This is a genomic window from Stenotrophomonas chelatiphaga (assembly GCF_032054965.1).
In the GTDB taxonomy this organism is placed as follows: domain Bacteria; phylum Pseudomonadota; class Gammaproteobacteria; order Xanthomonadales; family Xanthomonadaceae; genus Stenotrophomonas; species Stenotrophomonas chelatiphaga.
In genome coordinates this window covers 114458-139014 of the sequence record NZ_DAMBRS010000011.1, presented here as the reverse complement: position 1 = coordinate 139014, position 24557 = coordinate 114458, and the positions used below count along the sequence as shown (strand labels likewise).

General features: G+C 66.3%; 23 protein-coding genes and 1 rRNA gene. 17 read left to right on the top strand and 7 right to left on the bottom strand.

Annotated features, from left to right (window positions below; translation table 11 throughout):
• Window positions 1–156: 156 nt before the first annotated feature.
• A 5S ribosomal RNA gene (gene rrf / locus RTX79_RS14010) occupies window positions 157–271 on the top strand.
• A gap of 147 nt (window positions 272–418) precedes the next feature.
• Here the strand turns inward: rrf and RTX79_RS14005 are convergent.
• The gene (locus tag RTX79_RS14005) at window positions 419–2146 is read right to left on the bottom strand and encodes a M28 family metallopeptidase (RefSeq protein ID WP_312684416.1); all 1728 of its coding nucleotides are present in this window, start codon (window positions 2144–2146) and stop codon (window positions 419–421) included.
• 54 nt (window positions 2147–2200) lie between these two features.
• Complete coding sequence (locus RTX79_RS14000; protein ID WP_312684415.1) at window positions 2201–2869, bottom strand: hypothetical protein; 669 nt, start codon at window positions 2867–2869, stop codon at window positions 2201–2203.
• Between the two features lie 101 nt (window positions 2870–2970).
• On the opposite strand from RTX79_RS14000, the gene RTX79_RS13995 reads away from it, so the two are divergent.
• Window positions 2971–4290, top strand: coding sequence for a murein hydrolase activator EnvC family protein (locus RTX79_RS13995; RefSeq protein ID WP_123698826.1), 1320 nt, complete (start codon window positions 2971–2973; stop codon window positions 4288–4290).
• Between the two features lie 125 nt (window positions 4291–4415).
• A complete protein-coding gene (locus tag RTX79_RS13990; protein WP_312684413.1) occupies window positions 4416–5873 on the top strand; it encodes a S41 family peptidase in 1458 nt (485 codons plus the stop codon).
• 172 nt (window positions 5874–6045) lie between these two features.
• Here the strand turns inward: RTX79_RS13990 and RTX79_RS13985 are convergent, their stop codons facing one another.
• A complete protein-coding gene (locus RTX79_RS13985) occupies window positions 6046–6738 on the bottom strand; it encodes a rhomboid family intramembrane serine protease (RefSeq protein ID WP_309688718.1) in 693 nt (230 codons plus the stop codon).
• A 222-nt stretch (window positions 6739–6960) separates the two neighbouring features.
• Here RTX79_RS13985 and RTX79_RS13980 point away from each other — a divergent pair, with 222 nt between their 5' ends.
• Window positions 6961–8304, top strand: a complete 1344-nt coding sequence (locus RTX79_RS13980; RefSeq protein WP_123698824.1) for an outer membrane protein transport protein — start codon at window positions 6961–6963, stop codon at window positions 8302–8304.
• Between the two features lie 79 nt (window positions 8305–8383).
• Window positions 8384–8962 carry a nicotinamide riboside transporter PnuC gene (pnuC, locus tag RTX79_RS13975; RefSeq protein ID WP_057687193.1) on the top strand — a complete coding sequence of 193 codons (579 nt, stop codon included), beginning with the start codon at window positions 8384–8386 and terminating at the stop codon, window positions 8960–8962.
• A gap of 361 nt (window positions 8963–9323) precedes the next feature.
• On the opposite strand, the gene putA is transcribed toward pnuC, so the two are convergent.
• Window positions 9324–12560, bottom strand: a complete 3237-nt coding sequence (putA, locus tag RTX79_RS13970; RefSeq protein ID WP_312684407.1) for a bifunctional proline dehydrogenase/L-glutamate gamma-semialdehyde dehydrogenase PutA — start codon at window positions 12558–12560, stop codon at window positions 9324–9326.
• A gap of 35 nt (window positions 12561–12595) precedes the next feature.
• Window positions 12596–12955 carry a hypothetical protein gene (locus tag RTX79_RS13965; RefSeq protein WP_312684405.1) on the bottom strand — a complete coding sequence of 120 codons (360 nt, stop codon included), beginning with the start codon at window positions 12953–12955 and terminating at the stop codon, window positions 12596–12598.
• A 23-nt stretch (window positions 12956–12978) separates the two neighbouring features.
• On the opposite strand from RTX79_RS13965, the gene coxB reads away from it, so the two are divergent.
• From coxB to RTX79_RS13940, 5 genes are all read left to right on the top strand, one after another.
• Window positions 12979–13950, top strand: a complete 972-nt coding sequence (gene coxB / locus RTX79_RS13960; RefSeq protein ID WP_312684404.1) for a cytochrome c oxidase subunit II — start codon at window positions 12979–12981, stop codon at window positions 13948–13950.
• A 61-nt stretch (window positions 13951–14011) separates the two neighbouring features.
• The gene (gene ctaD / locus RTX79_RS13955) at window positions 14012–15622 is read left to right on the top strand and encodes a cytochrome c oxidase subunit I (protein WP_312684403.1); all 1611 of its coding nucleotides are present in this window, start codon (window positions 14012–14014) and stop codon (window positions 15620–15622) included.
• Window positions 15623–15629: 7 nt separating this feature from the next.
• Window positions 15630–15764 (top strand): hypothetical protein, encoded by a 135-nt coding sequence (locus tag RTX79_RS13950; protein WP_312684402.1) that lies wholly within the window; start codon window positions 15630–15632, stop codon window positions 15762–15764.
• Entirely contained in the window at window positions 15761–16351 is a 591-nt protein-coding gene (locus RTX79_RS13945; protein ID WP_057508191.1) for a cytochrome c oxidase assembly protein, read from the top strand. The genes RTX79_RS13950 and RTX79_RS13945 overlap by 4 nt, the downstream gene beginning before the upstream one ends.
• A 26-nt stretch (window positions 16352–16377) precedes the next feature.
• The gene (locus tag RTX79_RS13940) at window positions 16378–17253 is read left to right on the top strand and encodes a cytochrome c oxidase subunit 3 (RefSeq protein WP_057508192.1); all 876 of its coding nucleotides are present in this window, start codon (window positions 16378–16380) and stop codon (window positions 17251–17253) included.
• 17 nt (window positions 17254–17270) lie between these two features.
• Here the strand turns inward: RTX79_RS13940 and RTX79_RS13935 are convergent, their stop codons facing one another.
• A complete protein-coding gene (locus RTX79_RS13935; RefSeq protein WP_042611977.1) occupies window positions 17271–17489 on the bottom strand; it encodes a twin transmembrane helix small protein in 219 nt (72 codons plus the stop codon).
• 57 nt (window positions 17490–17546) lie between these two features.
• On the opposite strand from RTX79_RS13935, the gene RTX79_RS13930 reads away from it, so the two are divergent.
• From RTX79_RS13930 to RTX79_RS13900, 7 genes are all read left to right on the top strand, one after another.
• Complete coding sequence (locus RTX79_RS13930; protein ID WP_312684399.1) at window positions 17547–18254, top strand: SURF1 family protein; 708 nt, start codon at window positions 17547–17549, stop codon at window positions 18252–18254.
• Window positions 18255–18415: 161 nt separating this feature from the next.
• Window positions 18416–18991 (top strand): hypothetical protein, encoded by a 576-nt coding sequence (locus RTX79_RS13925; protein ID WP_309688694.1) that lies wholly within the window; start codon window positions 18416–18418, stop codon window positions 18989–18991.
• A 10-nt stretch (window positions 18992–19001) separates the two neighbouring features.
• Complete coding sequence (locus RTX79_RS13920; protein WP_312684398.1) at window positions 19002–20165, top strand: COX15/CtaA family protein; 1164 nt, start codon at window positions 19002–19004, stop codon at window positions 20163–20165.
• 4 nt (window positions 20166–20169) lie between these two features.
• On the top strand, window positions 20170–21060 hold the full coding sequence (gene cyoE, locus RTX79_RS13915; RefSeq protein WP_309688692.1) for a heme o synthase: 891 nt from the start codon (window positions 20170–20172) through the stop codon (window positions 21058–21060).
• 251 nt (window positions 21061–21311) lie between these two features.
• Window positions 21312–21809 carry a hypothetical protein gene (locus RTX79_RS13910; protein WP_312684397.1) on the top strand — a complete coding sequence of 166 codons (498 nt, stop codon included), beginning with the start codon at window positions 21312–21314 and terminating at the stop codon, window positions 21807–21809.
• 4 nt (window positions 21810–21813) lie between these two features.
• A complete protein-coding gene (locus tag RTX79_RS13905; RefSeq protein WP_312684396.1) occupies window positions 21814–22566 on the top strand; it encodes a hypothetical protein in 753 nt (250 codons plus the stop codon).
• Between the two features lie 158 nt (window positions 22567–22724).
• The gene (locus RTX79_RS13900) at window positions 22725–23534 is read left to right on the top strand and encodes a calcium-binding protein (RefSeq protein ID WP_312684395.1); all 810 of its coding nucleotides are present in this window, start codon (window positions 22725–22727) and stop codon (window positions 23532–23534) included.
• Between the two features lie 25 nt (window positions 23535–23559).
• Here the strand turns inward: RTX79_RS13900 and RTX79_RS13895 are convergent, their stop codons facing one another.
• Window positions 23560–24531 carry a bile acid:sodium symporter family protein gene (locus RTX79_RS13895; protein ID WP_057508199.1) on the bottom strand — a complete coding sequence of 324 codons (972 nt, stop codon included), beginning with the start codon at window positions 24529–24531 and terminating at the stop codon, window positions 23560–23562.
• Window positions 24532–24557: the final 26 nt, after the last annotated feature.

Below are 24557 nucleotides of genomic sequence, written 5' to 3'. Positions count from 1 at the left end.
AAGCCATGCGAGAGTAGGTCATCGCCAGGGTTTATACCCAAAAACCCCGCTGCTCGCGCAGCGGGGTTTTTCTTTTTTTGCAGGCACCTGTTTTTCGTGCCTGCCGCCCAAGGGCAATCATGTGAGCTGGCGCATAGGCGCTGCTCCCAACGTCTCCCTGGTGAAATCAGCGCTGTGGAACCACCCGATCCCATCCCGAACTCGGAAGTGAAACGCAGCTGCGCCGATGGTAGTGTGGCTCAAGCCATGCGAGAGTAGGTCATCGCCAGGGTTCAAACCAGAAACCCCGCTGCCCACGCAGCGGGGTTTTTTCTTGCCCGGTACGCATGCCCGGCAGTGACGACCGCTGGCCGTCAAACACACACAAAAAAACGGCGCCCCGAAGGGCGCCGCGGATACACATCGGCAGGACCGGCGCTTACTTGGTTGCCGGTGCGGCCTTGCCCTTCATCATCTCGTCGCGCGCCGCCTTGAACGGATTGCCTTCGTACCAGTTCGGCCAGCGATCGCCGGCGGCCAGTTCCTTGCCCACGCCGTGCAGCAACTGCAGGTCTTCGATGGTGCCGTCCAGCTTCCAGGTGGCTGCGTCGAACTCATCCTTCGGGCCGTGGTAACGATTGCGCCCGTAGTCCTCACCGGCCTTGCGGCCCGCTTCCACACCGCCTTCCAGCAGGTCTTCGCCGCCATCGGCATACAGCGCCGGCACACCCGCCTTGGCGAAGTTGAAGTGATCGGAACGGAAGTAGAACCCGCTCTGCACCGCCGACTCACCATGCAGCGTCCGGCCCTGTGCGGCGGCCAGCGGCTTGAGGATGTCTTCCAGCTCCGAACTACCGAAGCCGGTTACCGTCATGTCCTTGGCACGGCCGGCCACCGACATCGCATCGATGTTGATCACACCGGCGATCTTGTCCAGCGGGAAGGTCGGATGGGCGACGTAGTACTTGGAGCCCAGCAGGCCCGATTCTTCCAGCGTCACCGCCAGGAACACCGCCGAACGGGCCGGCTTGGGATCCTGGTGCATCATCGCGTCGGCCACTTCCAGGATGCCGGCCACGCCGGTGGCGTTGTCCACGGCACCGTTGTAGATGTTGTCGTCCGCTTCGCCCTCATGCTTGCCGAGGTGGTCCCAGTGCGCCATGTAGAGCACCGCTTCGTCGGCCCGGCTGCTGCCCGGCAGCACGCCGACCACGTTGCGCGAGGTCTTCTCGGCGGTGGTGCTCTTCAGGTCCACCGACAGCTTGGCGTTCAGCGGCACCGGCTTGAAGCCGCGCTTGTTGGCGTCCTTGTAGGCCTGCGCCAGGTCCAGCCCGGCACCGGCGAACAGCGCCTTGGCGGCATCGGCGCTCAACCAGCCCTGCACCGGCAGGCGGGGTTCCGGATCATTCTTGGCCGGCAGGTCGTACTGCGGTCCGGCCCAGGAGTTCTTGACCACGTCCCAGCCATACGACGCGCCGGCGGTGTCGTGCACGATCAGCGCGGCGGCCGCGCCCTTGCGCGCGGCCTCTTCGAACTTGTACGTCCAGCGGCCGTAGTAGGTCATGCGCTTGCCGTCGAACAGCTTGGCATCATCGACGTGGAAGCCCGGGTCGTTGACGAACATCACCACCGTCTTGCCCTTCCAGTCCTGGCCGGCGTAGTCGTTCCACTGCTGCTCCGGCGCGTCCACGCCGTAGCCCACGAACACGATGTCACTGCCGTCCACCTTCACTTCGGTCTGGCCGGTACGCGTGCCCACCACCATGTCGGTGCCGAACTTCAGCTCGCTGGCCTTGCCGGCCTGGTCGATCTTCAGCGAGGTGGTTTCGTCGGCCGTGGTCTCGGTCATGGCCACGTCCTGGAACCAGCTGTCGCCGTTGCCGGGCTGCAGGCCGATCCGCTGCATCTGGTCGCGGATGTAGTTGACGGTCAGTTCTTCGCCCTTGCTGCCGGGCGCGCGCCCTTCGAACTCGTCCGAGGCCAGCGTCTTCACCAGTTCGGCAAAGTCGGCGGCGTTGATCTCCGGCGAGAACGTGTGCGTGCTGGCCGGCGCAGTGGCGGCGTTGGCATCGGCGGCCGGAGCGGTGGCCGCCGGCGCGGTGTCTTCGCCCTTGCAGGCGGTCAGTGCCGCAGTGAGGGCAAGGCAGAGCAGTAATTTACGGGGCATGGTCAGGTCCTGCAGGGAGTGAAGCCGGCCTGCAGGCGCAGGCCCGGCATGGAATCAGTTTTCCGGGGCGGTATCGGTGTCGAAGGGGACCGCGGTGGCACCGCTGACCGGGCCGGTCTTCGCGCTGCGGTGCACGTACAGCACCACCTCGCGTTCGAACTGCAGGGCGCCGTTGACCACCGCATTGGGCCCGATGATCACGCGCGGCTTGCGGTTCGGCGTCAGCGAAATGCTGAAGCTGGGCTTCTTGATGTGGATACCGCCGTTGACCGCCGAACCGACGCCGACGGTGATATCGCCGTTGACGGTCTCGATATCGCCGGCGAGCCGGGTCTCCACCAGGCCGATGCCACCGTTGACGGTCTCCACGCTGCCTTCGATCTGGCTGCGGCGGTCGGCGAAGATGCTGCCGTTGACCGTCTCCACGTTGCCGCGCGCGATCACGCCGCCCGCCAGCCGAACGCCACCGTTGACGGTGGAGATGCTGCCGGTGCGTGCGCCGTCACCCACTTTGATGCTGCCGTTGACGGTCTCGATGTCGCCCGTTTCCACGCCATCGGCGACCCGGATGCTGCCGTTGACCGTATCCAGGTCGCCGTAGCGCTGGCCGGATTCGGCGCTGATGCTGCCGTTGACCTTGCTGATGTCTTCCTGTGCCACTGCCGGGTTGGCGGCCGCGGCAAGGACGAGCGCGAGCGCCAGGGTCAGGGATGAGGCTTTCATGAGAGGTTCCTTGTCAGTGACATGCGGCTGGCCGGCCGCCCGGCAAAGATGTCACCATGTTGCACTGGAAACCGCATCTGCCTGAAGTCACTGGAACGCCCTTGCGCGACAATGCTTTTCCCTCACGCATCGCTAACACCCGCTGGCCCGTGCTGGCCGGTGGCGTGCTGCTCGTCATCGCCGCCAGCCTGCTGCCGGCGCTCCCGGCCGGTGCCCAGTCCACCCGCGAAGCGGAGCGCAAGCTGCAGAAGCTGCGTACCGAACTGAAGGGCGTCGCGCAGGAGCGCAGGCAGCTGGACAACCAGCGCGGCCAGGCCAGCCGGCAGCTGCGCGAGATGGATGAAAAGGTCGCGCGCACCGGCCGTACCCTGGCCGAAACCGAAGCGGCGCTGCAGGAGCAGAACAGCGCCCTGGCCGACCTGGAGAAACGCCGCGTTGCGCTGCAGGGCGGGCTGCAGAAGCAGCGCACGGAGCTGGCTGGCCTGCTCAACGGCGCGTACCGGCTGGGCAACCATGCGCCGTTGAAGCTGCTGCTGTCACAGGACACCGTGGCCGATGGCAACCGCTCGTTGGCCTACCACCGCTACCTGCAGCGCGAGCGCAGCCAGCGCATCCATGACATCACCAGCGACCTGAAGGAACTGGACACCCTGCAGGCGCAGATCGGGCAACGCCAGCAGCAGCTGCAGTCCACCCGCCAGCAGCAGAAACAGCAGGCCACTGCGCTGGCCAACGACCGCCGCCAGCGCGAGCAGGCCGTGGCCACTCTGGACGAACAGTTCAAGGACCGCAGCGAACGCGAAAAGGCACTCGGCCAGGATGCGAAAGCGTTGGAGACCCTGCTGGCCAACCTGCGTGCCGCCGCCGCGCGTGCCGAAGCCGAACGGCGTGCCGCGGCCCGACGCGCGGCCGCCGAGCGCGCCGCCGAAAAAGCAGCAGAAAAAGCCGCCGCCGACCGCGCCGTGGCCGAAGGCCGTCCGCCGCCGCCGCCGCGTGCCACCAAGGTGCCGCCGGTGGCCGCCGCCGCGCCTGCGCCACGCGTCGGCGGGCTGGGTTGGCCGTTGTCCGGCAATCTGCTGGCCCGCTACGGCGGCAAGCTGCCGGACGGCCGCACCAGCAGCGGCGTGCTGATCGGTGCGGCAGCCGGCAGCACGGTCACCGCCGTGGCCGATGGCACCGTGGTGTTCTCCGACTGGATGACCGGCTACGGGATGATCCTGATCGTCGACCACGGCAACGGCTACATGAGCCTGTACGCACACAACGACACCCTGCTGAAGGATGCCGGCGCTGCGGTGAAGCGGGGTGATCCGCTGGCCAAGGTCGGCAATTCCGGCGGGCAGGGCGTCACCGCGCTGTACTTCGAACTGCGGCGCGGTGGCCAGCCGGTGAACCCGGACAGCTGGTTGCAGCGTCGCTGAACCGTCGCGCGCGCGTTCGTCGGATATTCAACGGGAATTTACCGGCACCTGACGCATAATCGGGACCTGCATCGGTCGTGCGCGCACTTCACCGGAGCATTCGAATTCGACCCCAGGAGTGCTTCATGCGTGTAGCCCGAACCGCCACCCTGCTGCTGGCCATGATGCCTTCGCTGGCGCTGGCCCAGCAGGCCGAACCAGCCGCAGCCGCCCCTGCCGACGTCCCCGCCGACGCCAAGCCGTCCACCGCGGCGAGCAGCGAAGAGGCGGCTACGTCGAAAGTGCCGCTGGAGGAGATCCGGCGCTTCGTGGCGGTATACAACGCGGTGCGTGCGGCCTACGTGGACCCGGTCGACGACAAGAAGCTGATGCAGGACGCGGTGCGCGGCCTGCTGCTGGACCTGGATCCGCACAGCACCTACTTCGACAAGGAAGACGCCGAAGCCTTCGACGAGCAGGCCAACGGCGCCTATGAGGGCATCGGCGTGGAGCTGCAGCAGCAGCCGGACAACGCCAGCCTGAAGATCATCTCGCCGATCGACGACACCCCGGCCGCACGCGCCGGCATCCTCGCCGGTGACCTGATCATCGCCATCGACGGCAAGCCGATCAGCGCCATCCAGGCCAGCGAACCGCTGCGTGGCCCGGCCGGCAGCAAGGTGGTGCTGACCATCGTGCGCGACGGCAAGCCCAAGCCCTTCGATGTCAGCCTGGCGCGCGAAACCATCCGCGTGACCAGCGTGCGCAGCCGCATGCTGGAGCCGGGTTACGGCTACATCCGGCTGAGCACCTTCCAGGCCGACACCGCGGCCGACTTCCAGAAGCACGTGCGGCAGCTCTCCAAGCAGGCCGGTGGCCAGCTCAAGGGCCTGGTGCTGGACCTGCGCAGCAACCCCGGCGGCCTGCTGACCGCGGCAGTGCAGGTGGCCGACGACCTGATCGAGAAAGGCAACATCGTCAGTACGCGTGGCCGTATCAGCATCAGTGATGCACGTTTCGATGCCACGCCCGGCGACCTGTTGAAGGGTGCCCCGGTCGTGGTGCTGGTGGATGCCGGTTCGGCCAGCGCCTCGGAAGTGCTGGCCGGCGCCCTGCGCGACAACCAGCGTGCACGGGTGATCGGCAGCCGCACCTTCGGCAAGGGCTCGGTGCAGACCGTGCTGCCGCTGGACAACGGCGATTCGGTGAAGCTGACCACCGCGCGGTACTTCACGCCCAGCGGCAAGTCGATCCAGGCCACCGGCATCGTGCCGGAAGTGGAGCTCAAGCCGGCCCCGGTGGAAGGCGAGAGTGCCCTGCCTGCGAGCCTGTCCGACTTCAGCGAAGCGACCCTGCCGGGCCACCTGCATGGGGATGGCGAAGGCGAAGAAGGCTACCAGGCCGGCGACGTACTGCCGGGCGACGGCCCGATCAACGACGCACTGGCCGAATTGAAGGCACCCGGTTCGGTCGCCACGCGGCTGAAGGCCGAAGCGGCCAAAGCCGCTGCGGACAAGGCGGCTGCGAAGCCGGAAGTGAAGCCGGAAGTGAAGCCGGAAGTGAAGCCGGAAGTGAAGCCGGCCGAACCGTCGGTCAAGCCCTGACGGCCGGCGGCCGTCACTACCGAAGCCCGCGCCGCGGTAGCGCCGAAGGCAGCGGCAGAGCGAAGCGCGTGACGACCAACGGTCGTCACCCACCACACCAGGCGTGACGACCAACGGTCGTCACCCACCACACCAAGCATGACGGCCAGCGGCCGTCACTACCGGAAGTGCGTCAGAATCCCTGGCGCTTGCGCAGGCGGCGGGCGATCGCTGCGCGCACGTACACGCCGTACACCACCCCGAAGCCGAACCCGGCGATATGCGCCCACCAGGCCACCATGCCGAAGCTCGGGCCGATATGCGCGAACACCACCTGCAGCACCGCCCAGAAGCCGATCAACAGGTACGCCGGCGCGCGGACGAATTCCAGGAACAGGCCCAGGGGAATCACCACGCCCAGGCGCGCCCCCGGGAACAGCGCCAGGTAGGTCCCGATCAGGGCCGATACCGCGCCGCTTGCGCCGATGATGATCTGGTCCGGCGTGCCCATGGTGTACACCGCCACCAGGTTGGAAAACGCCCCGCCGAACAGGAACAGCAGGATCAGCCGCCACGGCCCCAGCACGCGCTCAGCCGGCAGCCCGAAGATCAACAGGAACACCAGGTTGCCGAGCAGGTGCGACCAGTCGGCATGCAGGAACAGCGCGGTGAACAGCCGCAGCACGCTGCCGTCCTGCAGGGTGGCCCACCAGTCCAGTGGTCGCATCAGGCCTGCCGAGAGCGCGCCCCAGTCCATCCACAGGCTGCTGCGCGCTTCATGCGGGCGCGAGATCGACCACAGGAAAGCCAGCCAGACCGTCGCGAACAGCAGCGGGGTCGCCCAGCGGAAGGCGGCTTTGCGACGGGAGGGCAGCGACAGGAACATGGTGGCTAGGGTATCTCGACAGCCGATGGCGGAGGTCTGCGCATTCAGTTTTTTAAGCTGGAAATGCACCCTATCTGTTATTGTTTCATTAACACGTCTGGGTAATACTCGCATACGGCGTCGTATGTCGGGAGGGGAATCCGGCGCGTCCTGGAGGGCCTTGGCCTAAGGGGGACGCAGGCGCATGCAGAGCAAACAACCGCTTTCCGGAGAGATAAAACGATGCAAACCGCTTCTACTTTTGCCCGCATTACGATGCTGGCTGTCGGCATTGCCGGCGTCCTGGCCGCCACCGATGCGAACGCAGCCGCGTTCCAGCTGGCGGAAAAGAGTGCCAAGGGCCTCGGCCGCGCCTTCGCAGGTTCGGGCAGCGCCGAGGGTGATGCCTCGATCATCGCCGCCAACCCGGCTGGCATGCGCCAGCTCGATGGCCGCGTGATCCAGGGCGACCTGAGCGCGATCAGCTTCAAGGCCGAGTTCGAAGGCGCCGGCCGCAAGCCGACCGGCGCTGCACAGACCGGTGGTGACGGCGGCGACGCCGGCATGATCGCTCCGGTCCCGGCCGGTTACTTCCACATGCCGATCGGCGAAAAGGCCCACTTCGGCGTGTCGCTGACCGCACCGTTCGGCTTCAAGACCGACTACGACGACGGCTGGGTGGGTCGCTACAGCGGCCTGAAGACCGACCTGAAGGCGATCGACCTCGGCTTCGCGATGTCCTATGACGTCAATCCGTACGTGTCCTTCGGCGCGTCGGTGTTCGTTGAACACCTGACCATCGAACTGAGCAACAACATCGACTTCGGCACCGCGCTGGCCCAGTCCCGCGTACCGGGCTTCGCCCCGGGCAGTGCCGATGGCAAGCTGACCGTGGAAGGCGACAACAATGCAGTCGGCTGGACCGTCGGCGGCCTGTTCAGCCCGGATGAGAACACCCACATCGGCATCAGCTACCGTTCCAAGGTCGAGCACAAGATCACCGGCGGCGACGCCACCTTCGACGTGCCGTCCAACGCCGCTGCCGTGCTGGCCGTGGCCCAGCCGGGTCGCTTCGTGACCACCAGCGGCAAGGCCACGGTGACCCTGCCGGCGTCGGCCACGCTGAGCGTGACCCACAACATCAACGACCGCTGGACCGTGATGGGTGATGTCACCCGTACCGCATGGTCCTCCGCGTTCGACCAGGTGGTCATCGACTACGCGTCGGCCCAGCCTGATTCGGTGCTGGAGTTCGGCTACCGCGACACCACCTTCGTGTCGCTGGGTACCGACTTCAAGCTGAGCGATACCGTCACCCTGCGTGGCGGCGTGGCACTGGACCAGACCCCGACCACCGACGCCCACCGCGACGTGCGCGTGCCGGACACCAGCCGCAAGTGGCTGTCGATCGGCCTGGGCTGGACCCCGTCGGATAACGTCGAATACAACTTCGGCTACACCCACCTGCTGACCAGCGATCCGAACCTGTTCGTGCAGCCGGGTACCAACAACCAGGGCAACTCGCTGACCGGCAAGTACAAGGTCCGCGGCGACGTGCTGGCTGCGTCGATGCAGTACAAGTTCTGATTCCACGCTTCAACGCGTGACAGCAGGACAAGGAAGCCCCGCGCAAGCGGGGCTTTTTCTTTGCGCACTACAATGGCCCATGGATTTCTCAGACCCCGCGTTCCAGCTTGAGATCGCCGCCAACGTCGCGGCGGCCGCGTCGATCCTGTTGGCCGGGCGCAACAGCGTGCATGGCTGGTGGATGAGCATCATTGCCGGGCTGTTGTTCGCGGTGGTGTTCCTGCAGGCGCGGCTGTACGGGCAGGTGGCGCTGCAGGGCTTCTTCATCGCCGTCGGCGCACTGGGCTGGTGGCAGTGGTTGCGCGGCAACCAGGGCGCGCCGCTGCCGATCACCCGCCTGCGCGCCTCTGCGTGGCCGTGGCTGGTGCTGCTGGTGGTGGCGGGCACGTGGGGTTACGGCTGGATGCTCAGCCGCCACACGGACGGACAGGCGCCCTACGTGGATGCCGGCATCCTGCTGCTGAGCATGGTCGGCCAGTTGATGATGATGCGGCGCAAGCTGGAATGCTGGTGGGTGTGGTTGCTGGTGAACACCCTGGCGGTGCCGCTGTACTACGCCGGCGGCCTGCAGCTGACCGCGCTGTTGTACGTCGGCTACTGGATCAACGCGATCGTCGCACTGCTGCACTGGCGGCGGTTGATGGTGGCCGCGCGCTGACGCGCGCGCGGTCGGAAGCAACGTCAACGTCAACGTCAACGTCAAAAGCTGCGGGGCCGTGGGTTGGCGGGTCCATGGGGGCCTTGGGCATACATCCGGGTTGGACGGGGTAATGAGGAGGGGTCAGAGTCCTTTCGCGCAGCGAAAGGACTCTGACCCGCTCTTCGTTCCTGCACCCGCTGGCCGCCGCGGGAAACCGTCAGGGGTGGGGCGGGGTGGGTTGGCGGGAACGCTCATCCGCAGGGATGCGGATGGCGAGCCTCCAGGGATGGATTCACGGCGTTTCCCGCCAACCCACCCCGCCCCACCCAACCACCACGACCACGACCACCACGACCACCCGCAGCACAGGCGAAAAAAATCAATCGCCCAAGGTCAGCAGCGAGGCGTTGCCGCCGGCCGCGGTGGTGTTCACCGTGACCGTCTTTTCGGTGGCAAAACGCAGCAGGTAGTGCGGGCCACCCGCCTTCGGGCCGGTGCCGGACAGGCCCTGGCCACCGAACGGCTGCACGCCCACCACCGCACCGATCTGGTTGCGGTTGACGTACACGTTGCCGACCTGGATGCCGTTGGTGATGCGGTCCACGGTCTCGTCGATGCGCGAATGCACGCCCAGGGTCAGGCCGTAGCCGGTCGCGTTGATCTGGTCGATCACCGCCTGCAGCTGGTCGCCCTTCCAGCGGATCACGTGCAGCACCGGCCCGAAGATCTCCCGGTGCAGCTGGCCCAGGTCCTTCAGCTCGTACGCACGCGGCGCGAAGAAGGTGCCGTGCGCCGCGTCATCGCCAAGCGTGGCGGCGGCGATCAGGCGGGCTTCGCCGTCCATGCGCACGGCATGGTCCTGCAGGATCTGCAGCGCGTCCGCGTCGATCACCGGACCGACGTCGGTGGACAGTTCGCCCGGGTCGCCGATCTTCAGTTCCTTCATCGCGCCGGCCAGCATGGTCATCACCTTGTCGGCGATGTCGTCCTGCACGAACAGCACGCGGGCGGCCGAACAACGCTGGCCGGCCGAGGTGAACGCCGAACCGATCGCATCCTTGACCAGCTGTTCCGGCAGCGCCGACGAATCGGCGATGAAGGCATTCTGGCCACCGGTCTCGGCGATCAGCACACCGATCGCGGCATCGCGTGCGGCCATCGCGCGGTTGATCGCACGGGCGGTGTCGGTGGAACCGGTGAAGGCCACGCCGGCCACGCGCGGGTCGGCAGTCAGCGCCGCACCAACGGTGGCGCCGTCACCCGGCAGGAACTGCAGCACGCCTTCCGGCACGCCTGCATCCAGCAGCAGCTTCACCGCGTAGTAGCCGATCAGGTTGGTCTGTTCGGCCGGCTTGGCGATCACGCTGTTGCCCGCCGCCAGCGCCGCAGCGACCTGGCCCAGGAAGATCGCCAGCGGGAAGTTCCACGGGCTGATGCACACGAACACGCCGCGGCCATGCAGTTGCAGTTCGTTGGATTCACCGGTCGGGCTGGGCAGCTTCTCGGCGTGCGCGAACTGCTCGCGTGCCTGCTTGGCGTAGTAGCGCAGGAAGTCGACCGCCTCGCGCACTTCGGCCACGCCGTCGGGCAGGCTCTTGCCGGCTTCCTTCACGCACAGCGCCATGAACTCGGCGATGCGCGCTTCCAGCTGGTCGGCGGCGTGTTCCAGGATCGCCGCGCGGCTGGTCGCCGGGGTGCGGTTCCAGGCCGGCTGCGCGGCGACGGCATTGGCCAGGGCCTTCTGCACGGTCGCCGCATCGGCGGCCTGCCAGTGGCCCACCACCTGGCGGTTGTCGGCCGGGTTGGTGACCGGCAGCGAAGCGGCGGTGACGGTGGCGCCGGGCACCAGCGGTGCGGCAGTCCACGGCTTCACCGCGGCATTGAGCTGCTCGGCAAGGGCGCGCAGGGCGTTGTCGTTGGCCAGGTTGATGCCCATGGAATTGTTCCTGTCGTGGTTCTGGCTGCGCAGCAGGTTCACCGGCAGCGGGATCTTGGGGTGGGCGATGTTGGACGGCGAAACGGCGGCGAAGGCACTGACCATTTCCACCGGATCGCGGACCAGCTCGGCAATCGCCACGCGGTCGTCGGTGATGCGGTTGACGAAGCTGGAATTGGCGCCGTTCTCAAGCAGGCGACGCACCAGGTAAGGCAGCAGGTCTTCGTGCGAACCGACCGGCGCGTACACGCGGCAGGGCAGGCCCAGGCGGTCGGCCGGGACCACTTCGGCATACAGGTCATCGCCCATGCCGTGCAGCTTCTGGTGCTCGTACACACCGCCCTTGGCGATGGTGCGGATGGCCGCGATGGTGTGCGCGTTGTGCGTGGCGAACATCGGGTAGATCGCATCGCTATGGCCGAACAGGCGCTTGGCGCAGGCCAGGTAGGACACGTCGGTGTTCTGCTTGCGGGTGAACACCGGATAGCCCGGATAGCCTTCGATCTGCGCGCGCTTGATCTCCGCATCCCAGTACGCGCCCTTGACCAGCCGCACCTGCAGGCGACGGCCGTTGCGGCGGGCCATGTCGGCGAGGAAATCGATCGTGTACGGGGTGCGCTTCTGGTACGCCTGCACCACCACGCCGAAGCCATCCCAGCCGGCCAGCGAGGCATCGGAGAACACCGCATCGATGATGTCCAGCGACAGTTCCAGGCGGTCGGCCTCTTCGGCGTCCACCGTGCAGCCGATGCCGTAGCTTTTCGCCAGTTGCGCCAGTTCCAGCACGCCAGGCACCAGGTCCTGCAGCACGCGGGCGCGCTTGGCGTGCTCGTAGCGCGGGTACAGCGCCGACAGCTTGATCGAGATGCCCGGGGCGTTGTTGACGTCGCCCTCCGGGCGGCCACCGCGGGCCTTGTGGTCACCACCTATGGCATGGATCGCGCGGCGGTAGTCCTCCAGGTAACGCAGGGCATCCTTCATGGTCAGCGCGCCTTCGCCGAGCATGTCGAACGAATAGCGGTAGCTGGCGTTGTCCCCCTTGTGCGAACGCTCCAGCGCCTCGCCGATGGTGCGGCCCATCACGAACTGGTGGCCCATGATCTTCATCGCCTGGCGCACGGCCAGGCGGATCACCGGCTCGCCCACGCGGCCCATCAGGCGCTTGAACGCGCCCGGTACGTCGGCACGGGTGACGTCGTTGATCTGCACCAGCTTGCCGGTCAGCATCAGGCCCCAGGTGGAGGCATTGACCAGCACCGAATCGCTGCCGCCCATGTGCTTCTTCCAGTCCGCATCGGCCAGCTTGTCGCGGATCAGCTTGTCGGCGGTGTCCTGGTCCGGAATGCGCAGCAGCGCTTCGGCCACGCACATCAGCAGTACGCCTTCCTCGCTGCCCAGGTCGTACTGGCGCATGAAGGCTTCGATCGCGCCCTGGTCCTTGGCGCGCACGCGCACCCGGGCCACCAGGTCGGCGGCCAGCGCCTGCACCTGGGCCTGTTCGTCGGCCGGCAGGCGCGCCTGCGCCAGCAGCTCGGTCACGTGGGTCGCCTCGTCCTTCAACCAGGCATCGGTGATCGCCTGGCGGAAGGGGGAGGGGGATGCCGGCAGTTCCGGCGACAGCAGCGCGTCGGCCGGCGGCGTAAAGCCGGGGGCAGCGGGCGAAAGAGTAGGTGCGTTCATGCCGGTCCGGCCAGTGGAAAACTTGGCGATTTTAATCATTTTTTGGCCTGCGGATAGCCCCCTGATCGCCCCTTACGGGATTCCTGATAGCACCGCCCTGTAAAGGATTCAGCTGGATCGACGGGCGCGGCTCGAATTGTGCCGAAATCGGCAAATCGGCCGACGACACATTGCTGTGCTGCAGCATCGCATTTACCGTGAATGGACCTTGTAAGTGTCGAGAGGGCAGGGCTACCATCGAGACGTAACTCGCGGCAGGAACGCAGTTGCGACAGGATCAGGGCGCCGAACGCGCTGCGGGGGATCTGAATACGCAACGGCGACGGTGTCCCCCACGGACGCTTGATGCCCGGGACCAGCTTGAAAGCTTGCTCGCCGCCAGCGATGGCGGTCACCGATGACGTCAAGGGTCTAGGCAATGAAGCAAAGCAGCGCGTGGGGCGGCAGGTGCGTGTCCGGGATCGCCATGATGGCGGCCGGAATGGCTTTTCCGGCACTGGGGTGGGCGCAGTCCGCCGATCCCAAGCCATGGCAGTTGAACATGGGCCGGGGGGTTACCCAGACCTCGCGACTGGCCTGGGAATCGAACATGCTCTCGCTGATCGTGGTCACGGTCATCGGCGTAATCGTGTTCGGCGCGATGGCCTACGCCATCTTCAAGTTCCGCAAATCCAAGGGCGCGGTCGCGGCGACCTTCAGCCACAACACCAAGGCCGAAATCATCTGGACGGTGATCCCGGTGGTGATCCTGGTGGTGATGGCGTGGCCGGCCACCGCCAACCTGATCAAGATGTACGACACCCGCGATGCCGAGATGACCGTCAAGGTCACCGGTTACCAGTGGATGTGGCGCTATGAATACCTGGGCGAAGGCGTGGACTTCACCAGCCGGCTGGACCGCGAGTCTGACCGCGTGCGCCAGAGCGGCAAGGTGCCCACCCGCGAAAGCAATCCGCACTACCTGCTCGACGTGGACAACCGGCTGGTGCTGCCGGTCGATACCAAGGTGCGTTTCGTCATCACCTCCGATGACGTGATCCATGCCTGGTGGGTGCCGGCGCTGGGCTGGAAGCAGGACGCCATCCCGGGCTTCATCAACGAGGCCTGGACCAGCATCGACACCCCCGGCGTCTACCGCGGGCAGTGCGCCGAACTGTGCGGCAAGGACCATGGCTTCATGCCGATCGTGGTCGAAGCGGTGTCCAAGGAAGACTTCAAGCAGTGGCTGGCGCAGAAGAAGCCGGCGCCTGCCGCCGCACCTGCCACGCCGAACGCGCCGGAGACCATCACGCCGCCCGGCGATGGGAGCGCGCCCCGGCAACCGGTGACCCCGGCCGAGCCTGCTGCTGCTGCTGCTGCACCGGCCCCGGCGCCCACCACCGACGCCTGACCCAACCGCCCGTGGCCGCACCGCGGCCACCGTGACAAATCGATCTGAGAGGTGTTTTGCAATGGCGCACTCGGCAGTTGGGCACGACGAACACCACGGTCATGCGCAGGGCTTTTTCCAGCGCTGGCTGTTCAGCACCAACCACAAGGACATCGGCACGCTGTACCTGCTTTTCAGCTTCTTGATGTTCATCATCGGCGCGGCGATGAGCGTGGTCATCCGCACCGAACTGGCACAGCCCGGCCTGCAGTTCGTCAAGCCGGAGTTCTTCAACCAGATGACCACCATGCATGCGCTGGTGATGATCTTCGGCGGGGTGATGCCGGCCTTCGTCGGCCTGGCCAACTGGATGATCCCGCTGCAGATCGGTGCGCCGGACATGGCGCTGCCGCGCATGAACAACTGGTCGTTCTGGCTGCTGCCGGTAGCCTTCGGCATGCTGCTGCTGACCCTGTTCCTGCCCGGTGGCGCACCGGCAGGCGGCTGGACGCTGTATCCGCCGCTGTCGCTGCAGGGGGGCTACAACGTGGCGTTCACCGTGTTCGCCATCCACGTGGCCGGCATCAGTTCCATCATGGGCGCGATCAACATCATCGCCACCGTGCTCAACATGCGCGCACCGGGCATCGACCTGCTGAAGATGCCGATCTTCTGCTGGGCCTGGCTGATCACCGCCTTCCTGCTGATCGCGGTGATGCCGGTGCTTGCCGGTGCGGTCACCATGCTGCTGACCGACAAGTTCTTCGGCACCAGTTTCTTCAACGCCGCCGGTGGCGGTGACCCGGTGATGTTCCAGCACATCTTCTGGTTCTTCGGGCACCCGGAGGTGTACATCATGATCCTGCCGGCGTTCGGCGTGGTCAGCGAAATCATCCCCACCTTCAGCCGCAAGCCGCTGTTCGGCTACCAGGCGATGGTCTACGCCACGGCCGCCATCGCCTTCCTGTCCTTCATCGTCTGGGCCCACCACATGTTCACCGTGGGCATGCCGTTGGGCGGCGAGATCTACTTCATGTTCGCCACCATGCTGATCTCCATCCCGACCGGGGTGAAGGTGTTCAACTGGGTCAGCACGATGTGGCGCGGTTCGCTCACCTTCGAAGCGCCGATGCTGTGGTCGGTCGCGTTCGTCATCCTGTTCACCATCGGCGGTTTCTCCGGCCTGATGCTGGCCATCGTCGCGGCGGATTTCCAGTACCACGACACCTACTTCGTGGTCGCGCATTTCCACTACGTGCTGGTCACCGGCGCGGTGTTCGCGCTGATCGCGGCGGTGTACTACTGGTGGCCGAAGTGGACCGGCCGGATGTACAGCGAAAAGTGGGCGAAGTTCCATTTCTGGTGGTCGATCGTGTTCGTCAACCTGCTGTTCTTCCCGCAGCACTTCCTCGGCCTGGCCGGCATGCCGCGGCGCATCCCGGATTACAGCGTGGCCTTCGCCGACTGGAACCTGATCAGCTCGATCGGTGCGTTCGGCATGTTCGCCACGCCCTTCATGATGGCCGCGATCCTGCTGGCCTCGCTGCGCAACGGTGAAAAGGCCGAAGCGCGCAGCTGGGAAGGCGCGCGCGGGCTGGAATGGACGGTGCCGTCACCGGCGCCGGCGCATACCTTCACCACCCCGCCGGTGATCCGCCCGGGCGATCTGGCCCACGATGACATCAGCCACTGAGGTGCCCATGCACGACGCCAACCCGGTCCGCGATGACATGGCCCTGCGCCGCCAGCGCGCACGCCGCACTGCCCAATGCGTGGGGGCGGTTGCGGTGCTGGTGTATGTGGGCTTCATCCTCAGTGGGGTGATCGGCCGATGAACGCGCCGCAGGCCACGGCCCCGTCCCGGCATGCCGGCCTGCCGCGCCTGATCGGCGTGGCGGTGGCGGTGTTCCTGCTGACCTTCTCGCTGGTGCCGCTGTACCGCATCGCCTGCGAAAAGGTGTTCGGCGTACGCCTGGAACGCGGCCCCGGCGCGCAGGCCAGTGTCGGCGCCGCGGCCGGCAAGCGCACCGTGCGCGTGGAGTTCGACGGCGGGGTGAACTCGCAGCTGCCGTGGGCCTTCCATCCCGAACAGCTGACCATGGACGTGGTGCCCGGCGAGCTCAACGAAGCGCTGTATTTCGCGCGCAACGACGGCAAGGTCGCCATCGTCGGCAGCGCGGTACCGTCGGTGGCCCCGGCGCGCGCGTCCGGCTATTTCAGCAAGACCGAATGCTTCTGCTTCACCGCACAGACCCTGCAGGCCGGGGAGAAGCGCGACATGCCGGTGCGTTTCATCGTCGATCCGTCGCTGCCGCCGGAGATCCGCACCATCACCCTGTCCTACACCTTCTACAAGAACGACGCGCTCTCCGCGCGCCTTGCACCGGCCAGCGTGCCGGCCGATGCGCACGCCGCGCCCTGAGCGCGCCACCGAACCGGACAACGACCATGGCCCAGCTTCCTTCCGACGCCAACGTGTACTACGTGCCGACCCACAGCCGATGGCCGTTCATCGGCTCGATCGCGATGATGGTGACCATGGTCGGCGTGGCCAGCTGGCTCAACGACGCGACGTGGGGCAAGTGGAGCTTCTTCACCGGGCTGGCGATGCTGGTGCTGACCCTGTTCTGGTGGTTCAGCGACGTGGTGCGCGAATCGCAGGCGGGCCACTACAACCAGCAGGTGGACGGCTCGTTCCGGATGGGGATGGTGTGGTTCATCTTCTCCGAAGTGATGTTCTTCGGCGCCTTCTTCGGCGCGTTGTTCTATACCCGCGCGCTGGGCCTGCCGTGGCTGGGCGGCGAGGGCGACGGGGTGATGACCAACGAACTGCTGTGGCAGGGCTATTCGTCCGGCTGGCCGACCAACGGACCCGCCGCGATCGGTGGCCAGTTCCAGACCATCCCGGCGTGGGGCCTGCCGCTGATCAACACGCTGATCCTGCTGACCTCCGGCGTCACCCTGACCATCGCCCACCATGCGCTGAAGGCCGGCCATCGCCGCCAGCTGCTGACCTGGCTGGGCATCACCGTGGTGCTGGGGCTGGTGTTCCTGACCCTGCAGGCGGAGGAATACATCCACGCCTATACCGAGCTCAACCTCACTCTCGGTTCGGGCATCTACGGGTCCACGTTCTTCATGCTGACCGGTTTCCATGGCGCACACGTGCTGCTGGGAACGATCATGCTGGCGGTGATGTGGCTGCGCGCGGCCAAAGGCCACTTCACCCGCGACAACCATTTCGGCTTCGAAGCCGCGGCCTGGTACTGGCACTTCGTCGACGTGGTGTGGCTGATGCTGTTCCTGTTCGTCTACGTGCTTTGAGCGACGCAACGCTTGCCTCAGCGGGCGATGCCGTGCGGCTGGATCCAGCCGCCCCAGATGCCGATGACCACCAGCAGGATCAGCGCCACCGACACCGCGATGCGCCGGGTCAGTGCATTGACGGTGCGCTTGGTCTGGCCCCGATCCACCAGCAGGTAGTACAGGCCGGCACCCAGGTTCCAGACGATGACGATGAGGAACGCAATCACCAGCAGGGTCTTCAGCGAATCGTTCATGCGCGGCTCGATGGCGGGGCGGATGGGCCTATCTGACCGCGTTTGCGGCCGTTTGTCATGATGCGACGGCACACGCGGTTGCTGGGCTGGATGCTGGCCCTGGTGGCGATGGCGGTGTTCTGCCTGCTCGGCTGCTGGCAGCTGCAGCGCATGCAGCAGAAGCAGGCCTTGCTGCAGGCGCAGGCCGCGGCGGCCGCACACCCTCCCAGCACCCTGTCGCGCGCGCTGGCCGCTGCCGGCCCCGTGCACGGCATCGTCGACCACGGCCGCTTCCTGCCGGGGCTGGTGCTGCTGGACAACCAGATGCGCCACGGCCGCGCCGGGGTGAAGGTCTATCGCCCGTTCCGCAGCGACGAGGGCGCGCTGCTGCTGATGGACCTGGGCTGGCGTGTGCTGCCTGCCGATCGCACGCTGCCGGTGATACCGCCGCCGCCCTCCCCGGTGGCCGTGCGCGGCCTGCTGGCGCCCGCGCCGGCGCCAGGGCTGGCGCTGGGGCCGGTGGCCAGCCCTGCCGGTCCGCAACGCTGGCTGGCCAGCCGCCTGCAGTCCGACGCGCTGGCCCCGCTGCTGGGCCTGCCCGGCCTGCCCACGCGCGTGCTGCGGCTGGATCCCGCGCTGCCGTTCGGCGACGAGCGCGATCTGGACCTGCTGCCCAACACGCTGCCGCCGCAGCGTCATCTCGGCTATGCCGTGCAGTGGTTCGGCCTGGCCCTGACCGTGCTGGTGGTGGCGCTGGTGCTGGAATGGCGCCGCCGCCGGCGGTAGTGACGGCCGCTGGCCGTCAATCGCTGGCCGCTGGTGGGTGACGACCGTTGGTCGTCACGCGCTTGCCGGCAGCAGAAGCGTGACGACCAACGGTCGTCACCCACCGAACCCACCACCGAACCCACCGGCACACCCTTCCCCAACATGAGAAAATGCTGCCCATGAACGCTGCTACGTCACCGCAGGACACCGCGCGCGGCAAGGGTCGCCGCACCCTGGTGCTGCTGTTCGTCCTGTTCTTCGGCGCGATGGCACTGGCCGGGGTGCTGCGTTTCTCCGGCTGGCAGCCGGCCGCCCACAAGAACGTCGGCCAGCTGCTGCAGCCGCCGGTTGACCTGCGCCTGCAGCCGCCCGTGCTGGCCAGCGGCGCGCCGTACGCCTGGAAGGGCGAGGAAAAGATCTGGCGCATCCTGGTCGCGCCGCCCGCCGCGTGCGCCGAACAGTGCGTCACTTTGTCGCAGGGACTGGCCAAGGTGTGGCAGCTGTTCGGCCATAACGCCGATAATGTAGAGATCCTTTGGCTGGGAACGCCGCCGGCGCCCCTGGCTGGAACCCCTGCACTGCGCGCGCTGGCACCTTCGCCGGCACTGCGCGCTGCATTGCCCGGTGTCGACGACCCGGCCGGCGTGCCGGTCTACATCGTTGATCCGAACGGCTTCGTGATCATGCGCCATGCGCCCGGCACCGACCTCGGTGGCCTGCGCAAGGACCTGTCCACGTTGCTGAAACTGAAGTGAGCCCTGTTTGATGAGCCTTTCCGCGCGTCCGGCGCTGCACCGCAATTTCCACCGCCTGGCGTGGTTCGCGATGATCATGACCGCGAGCACCATCCTGTTCGGTGCCTTCGTGCGCCTGTCCGATGCCGGCCTGAGCTGCCCTGACTGGCCGACCTGCTATGGCCAGGCCACCTGGCCGCAGCACGTGGAGGAGACCATCGGCCATCCGGCCGCAGACATCCGCCCGCTGGAAACGCACAAGGCATGGCGCGAGCAGGTGCACCGCTTCCTGGCCGGCGCGCTGGGCATCGAAATCCTCACCCTGGCGCTGCTGGCCACCCGCCGTCGACGCTTCGGCAGCGCCGCGGTGGTCACCGCCTGCGTGCTGGTGGCTGCGGGCATCCCGTTGTACATGATGGGCTGGCATGCCACCGCCAGCGTGCTGGCGCTGCTCGGCGAGGTGATCCTGCTGGTCGCCGCGTTCCGCTGGAGCAACAGCGACCTCGCCCGCGCCGCCGTGTTGACCCTGGCCGTGGTGATCTTCCAGGCGCTGCTGGGCATGTGGACCGTTACCTGGCTGCTCAAGCCGATCGTGGTGATGGGCCACCTGCTGGGCGGCATGCTGATGTTCGCGATGCTGGCCTGGATGGCCTGGCGCGCGACCCACCTGCCGATCACCCTGGCCGAAGCACCGAAGCTGAAGTGGCTGCTGCGCATCGGCATCGCCGTGCTGACCGCGCAGATCGCGCTCGGTGGCTGGGTCAGCGCCAACTACGCCGCGCTCGCCTGCGGCGGCGGCAGCCTGTCGCTGGACAATTTCCCGCGCTGTGCCAACCAGTGGTGGCCGCAGCAGAACTTCGCCGAAGGCTTCACCCTGTGGCGCGGCATCGGCGTGGATTACGAAGGGGGCATCCTGGATGGTGCCTCGCGCATCGCCATCCAGATGGGCCACCGCATGTTCGCCATCGTGGTGGCGGCGTACCTGCTCTGGCTGGGCGTGCGCCTGTTCCGTACGCCGAGCATGCGCGGCTGGGCGGTCGCCCTGATCCTCGGCCTCATCGCACAGGTCAGCCTGGGCATCGCCAACGTCAAGATGGCACTGCCGCTGCCGGTGGCGGTGCTGCACAACGGCGGCGCGGTGCTGCTGCTGTTCGTGATGGTCAGCCTGCTGGCCCGCCTGCGGGCACCGGACTGACGCCATGGCCAATTATCGTCAGTACTGGGACCTGACCAAGCCCAAGGTCGTCGCCCTCATCGTGTTCACCGCGCTGGTCGGCATGGTGCTTGCCATTCCCGGCGTACCCAGCTGGGAGCAGGTGCGCCTGGGTGCGCTCGGCTTCTTCGGCATCTGGCTGTCGGCCTCCGCTGCCGCAGCGATCAACCAGCTGCTGGATGCCAAGATCGATGCGCAGATGGCGCGCACCTCGTGGCGCCCGCTGGTGGTGGGCAAGGTCAAGCCATGGCAGGTGCTGGCCTTCGCCGGTGCGCTGATCGTGCTGTCCATGACGATCCTGGTGGTGTGGGTCAACGTCATCACCGCCATCCTCACCTTCGCCTCGTTGATCGGCTATGCGGTGATCTACACCGTGTACCTCAAGCGTGCCACCTCGCAGAACATCGTCATCGGCGGACTGGCCGGCGCGATGCCGCCGATGCTCGGCTGGGCCGCGGTCACCGGCATGCAGACCTCGGCCGACTGGTGGTATTCGGCGCTGCTGGTGCTGATCATCTTCATCTGGACCCCGCCGCATTTCTGGGCGCTGGCGATCTTCCGCCGCGAAGACTATGCCAAGGCGAAGATCCCGATGCTGCCGGTCACCCATGGCGTGGTGCATACGCGCAGGCAGATCCTGGCCTATTCGATCGTGCTGGCGATCATCTGCGTGCTTCCGTACGTGGTCGGCATGAGCGGACCGTTCTACCTGGGCGGAGCGATCGTGCTCAATGCCGTGTTCCTCTGGTACGCGTGGCGCATGCAGGACCCGCCGGACGAACTGTTCTCGATGAAGATGTTCAACTGGTCGGTGGTCTACCTGATGGCGCTGTTCGCCTTTCTGCTGGTGGACCACTGGATCCTGCCCTGGTTGTAATGCCCGGCCGGCAACAGCGCTGACGGCCAGCGGCCGTCACTACCGGCGCGCGCTGACCGTTGGTCGTCACGCCCGTCGCGGATGGTGCACCACATGCTCCGGTAGCGCCGAGCCACGCTCGGCGGAATGTGTCCGGCGCCGATGCAGGAAGCCGCTAAGCATGGCCCGGCGCTATCGTCATCTGGCGCCTCCAACCCATCCGAGCGCTCGCGGCGTGTCAGGAGATTGGAAGGTGGCACACGGACAAGCCAGTGTCCTGCCCTGAGCTGCATGATGAGCATCGTACTTTCCGTCTGGCGCGCGATCCCAAGCGCTTGCAGGAAGGGATAACGGTGCTGCACGAATGTCCGTGCGCGACGCGGGAAGCCTCCATGCAGAAGCGTATGAGAGCAGTATGGGCAATGATTTCTCCAGCACTACTGATTCTGTCGCAAACAGCATCCGCTGAAATCAAGACGCTGAGCCGCGCCAACTGCATAGGATTTATCAACGAGTCGGTGACCTATGACCGTCCGTCCTTCGTTCGGTTCCTGGGCACTTCCGCAAGCACGCACATCCCACAAGGAAACATCAGACCGAAGCATGTTCTCGGGGCAGCCAACAATGGATTCCTCTCCGCCAGGTTTTACGCCGGTGACGGGTCTGACAGCGAGCGCATGCTGGTTCGCGGTTACCACACGTGGGTTACGGCCGGAAGAGTTTGGACATCCAATACAGCCGCTGTTGATTGCAATCTTGTTGAATGGTGACCTGATGAAAATTTCGATCTTGATTCTTGCCGTCATGTCTTGTGGTGCGTGCCCGGAGGTGTCTGCGCAAGCAGGGCCCAACGTAGACGCGGTCGGCCAGTGGCTACGGGATCTGACTGAAGAAGGCGTTGCCCGCCAGCAGGACGCGCTGCTGCACGATGCGCCCAGCGCTGAGGGGGCCTACGTCGTGCAATCCATCGCGGACTTGGACGCACCCCCGATAGTGAAGACACATTTCCAGGACGAGGCAGTCGCGCGGTACACAGGCGTGATGACTGTAGCGATGGGCACAATTCCATCGGTCGCTGCACTGATGGCTCAAACGCCGGTCCGGGTGCTGTCTGACCAGATACTTCGTGAACGGCTGCCCGTCCCGCCGGCTGGCATTGCTGGCACGCCGCTACGGGCTGCCAGGCTCGTCAACACGGATTGGTGGGGAACCCGCAGTGGTATCAACGCTACCGGGCTAAGCCGGATCTACCTCCTGGAGGGGACGGGCTTCATAGAGTTCAGTGAGGACAGTTATCGCTTGGGCGCAGGAAAAATCATTCAGTTCAAGGAAGCGCTCAACGCAACGGTGGGTGATACACCCGCCATGTCCCACATGGAGCGCTCTGTCGATGGAAGGGGAATGGCAGTCCTGTCCTGGGTAACTCCTGAAAAGTCGTTCCAACTGAGGCTGGTGACCGATGATGGTGCGTCGATAGAAAAGGGTGCTGAGCTGCTGATGCAGATTGCAGAGGGCATAGACCGATAGCGCCACGCCAGACGCGGCGGAATGCTGCAGCGTTGGTGATACTGGATGGGACAACCGCCGGGCTTGGCTCGTGGCTACATACCGGCGGGCCGCCTTGAATTGCGCGCAGTACGCCACCATCGCCTCCGTACCTACCCGAAGGAAGCGAGGTGGCACCGATGCACCGATGGATGCGTAGCGCCTGCACGTTGCTGTTGAGCTTGTTGCTGGCCAGTCCCGCGCTGGCCGATGAGACGACTGCCGCGCAGATCCGCCAGCATGCCGGCGAACATCGCCTGCTGGTGATTGGCGAGTACCACGGCACGCGTGAAACGCCGTTGCTGGTGAGGCAGCTGGTCGATGACTACAGCCATGAGGGCGCGCCGGTGGTGCTGGCGCTGGAATTGCCGCGCGGCGAGAATCGGTTGCTGGCGGACTACGTGGAATCGAACGGTGATGTCTCGGCGCGCGATGCACTACGCACCAGCGGCTTCTGGGCCGTGCGTGACGACCAGCATGATGGTCGTCGCAGCCGCGACATGCTCGATCTCATCGAAGCCGTGCGCGTGCTGAAGGAGCATGGCCGCAGTGTGTCCGTGCTGGGCTACGACGTGGATTCCAGCGACGGGAGCAACCAGGTCCGGGATGACGCACTGGCCGCCGAACTTCAACGCGCATACCGGCGCTTGCCCGTGGATGGGACGATGCTGGTGCTGGCCGGCAACGTGCATGCCATGCGTCATCGACCGATGGATGCGCCAGAGGAAATGCAACAACGACCGATGGCTTCGCAGCTCGTTGATCTCGACGTGTACAGTGTCCGGCTGGAGGCCCTGCAGGGTGAGTTCTGGGCATGCATGCAACGCTGCCAGGCGCTGCCGCTGCGTGTACGGGCGGCGCGGCTGCCGCGCGTGGAAACGGCCGAAGATCGCATGTACGACCTGATCGTGTGGATGCCGGAATTCAGCGTGGCGCGGTTGTTTGATTGACGGCCAGCGGCCGTCACTACCGGGCTTACCGGGCTTCTTTGGCGTAGCGCTGGGCGATGATGCCGCACACGATCAACTGGATCTGGTGATAGATCATCACCGGCAGCACGATGGCGCCGAGGCTGCCGCCGGCGAACAATACCTTGGCGATCGGGATGCCGGTGGCGAGGCTCTTCTTGGAGCCGCAGAACACGATCGCGATCTCGTCTTCGCGGCTGAAATGCAGTTTGCGCGCGGCCAGCGTGATCAGCGGCATCGCGATGCCCAGCAGCACCGCCGCTACCACCGCGACCGCGGCCAGCGAGATCAGTGGGGTCTTCGACCACAGCCCTTCGGTCACCGCCGCGCCGAACGCCGAATACACCACCAGCAGGATGGTGGCCTGGTCGGTGTAGCGCAGCAGGCCACGCTGGCGTTCCACCCAGCCGGCGATCCAAGGACGCAGCAGGTGGCCGGCCACGAACGGCACCAGCAACTGCAGCATGATGCCGCCGATGGCCTGCAGCGGGTTGTGGATGCCGCCCTGGGTGCCGGCCAGCGCGGTCAGCAGGAGCGGCGTCAGGAACACCCCCAGGATGGACGACAGCGACGCGCTGCACACCGCCGCAGGCACGTTGCCGCGCGCCATCGAGGTGAACGCGATCGACGACTGCACGGTGGAGGGCAGGGTGCACAGGAACAGCACGCCCAGGTACAGCTCAGGGGTGAGCAGCCAGCCGGACAGCGGATGGAACAACAGGCCCAGCAGAGGGAACAGCACGAAGGTGCAGGCCAGGATCAGCAGGTGCAGGCGCCAGTGCAGCAGGCCGCCGATCACTGCCTCGCGCGGCAGGCGCGCGCCGTGCAGGAAGAACAGCAGGCCGATCGCCACGTTGGTGACATCGTCCAGTACCAGTGCGGCGGGGCCGGTCATCGGCAGCAGCGATGCCAGCAGTACAGTGCCGAGCAGGGCGAGGGTGAAGTTGTCCGGTCGCAGTCGCGACCACCAGCGTGTCATGTCAGGCAGGCTCCTTGGCGGGCGCC

What these genes read in the sequence shown, in the direction of transcription:
- RTX79_RS13980 (WP_123698824.1), top strand. Translation starts at nt 6,961, where the DNA reads ATGCAAACCGCTTCTACTTTTGCCCGCATTACGATGCTGGCTGTCGGC.
- RTX79_RS14000 (WP_312684415.1), bottom strand. Translation starts at nt 2,869, where the DNA reads ATGAAAGCCTCATCCCTGACCCTGGCGCTCGCGCTCGTCCTTGCCGCG.
- coxB (WP_312684404.1), top strand. Translation starts at nt 12,979, where the DNA reads ATGAAGCAAAGCAGCGCGTGGGGCGGCAGGTGCGTGTCCGGGATCGCC.
- RTX79_RS14005 (WP_312684416.1), bottom strand. Translation starts at nt 2,146, where the DNA reads ATGCCCCGTAAATTACTGCTCTGCCTTGCCCTCACTGCGGCACTGACC.
- RTX79_RS13900 (WP_312684395.1), top strand. Translation starts at nt 22,725, where the DNA reads ATGCACCGATGGATGCGTAGCGCCTGCACGTTGCTGTTGAGCTTGTTG.
- RTX79_RS13895 (WP_057508199.1), bottom strand. Translation starts at nt 24,531, where the DNA reads ATGACACGCTGGTGGTCGCGACTGCGACCGGACAACTTCACCCTCGCC.
- RTX79_RS13940 (WP_057508192.1), top strand. Translation starts at nt 16,378, where the DNA reads ATGGCCCAGCTTCCTTCCGACGCCAACGTGTACTACGTGCCGACCCAC.
- RTX79_RS13985 (WP_309688718.1), bottom strand. Translation starts at nt 6,738, where the DNA reads ATGTTCCTGTCGCTGCCCTCCCGTCGCAAAGCCGCCTTCCGCTGGGCG.
- RTX79_RS13925 (WP_309688694.1), top strand. Translation starts at nt 18,416, where the DNA reads ATGAACGCTGCTACGTCACCGCAGGACACCGCGCGCGGCAAGGGTCGC.
- RTX79_RS13930 (WP_312684399.1), top strand. Translation starts at nt 17,547, where the DNA reads ATGATGCGACGGCACACGCGGTTGCTGGGCTGGATGCTGGCCCTGGTG.
- cyoE (WP_309688692.1), top strand. Translation starts at nt 20,170, where the DNA reads ATGGCCAATTATCGTCAGTACTGGGACCTGACCAAGCCCAAGGTCGTC.
- RTX79_RS13905 (WP_312684396.1), top strand. Translation starts at nt 21,814, where the DNA reads ATGAAAATTTCGATCTTGATTCTTGCCGTCATGTCTTGTGGTGCGTGC.
- RTX79_RS13935 (WP_042611977.1), bottom strand. Translation starts at nt 17,489, where the DNA reads ATGAACGATTCGCTGAAGACCCTGCTGGTGATTGCGTTCCTCATCGTC.
- putA (WP_312684407.1), bottom strand. Translation starts at nt 12,560, where the DNA reads ATGAACGCACCTACTCTTTCGCCCGCTGCCCCCGGCTTTACGCCGCCG.
- RTX79_RS13950 (WP_312684402.1), top strand. Translation starts at nt 15,630, where the DNA reads ATGCACGACGCCAACCCGGTCCGCGATGACATGGCCCTGCGCCGCCAG.
- RTX79_RS13920 (WP_312684398.1), top strand. Translation starts at nt 19,002, where the DNA reads ATGAGCCTTTCCGCGCGTCCGGCGCTGCACCGCAATTTCCACCGCCTG.
- RTX79_RS13945 (WP_057508191.1), top strand. Translation starts at nt 15,761, where the DNA reads ATGAACGCGCCGCAGGCCACGGCCCCGTCCCGGCATGCCGGCCTGCCG.
- ctaD (WP_312684403.1), top strand. Translation starts at nt 14,012, where the DNA reads ATGGCGCACTCGGCAGTTGGGCACGACGAACACCACGGTCATGCGCAG.
- RTX79_RS13990 (WP_312684413.1), top strand. Translation starts at nt 4,416, where the DNA reads ATGCGTGTAGCCCGAACCGCCACCCTGCTGCTGGCCATGATGCCTTCG.
- pnuC (WP_057687193.1), top strand. Translation starts at nt 8,384, where the DNA reads ATGGATTTCTCAGACCCCGCGTTCCAGCTTGAGATCGCCGCCAACGTC.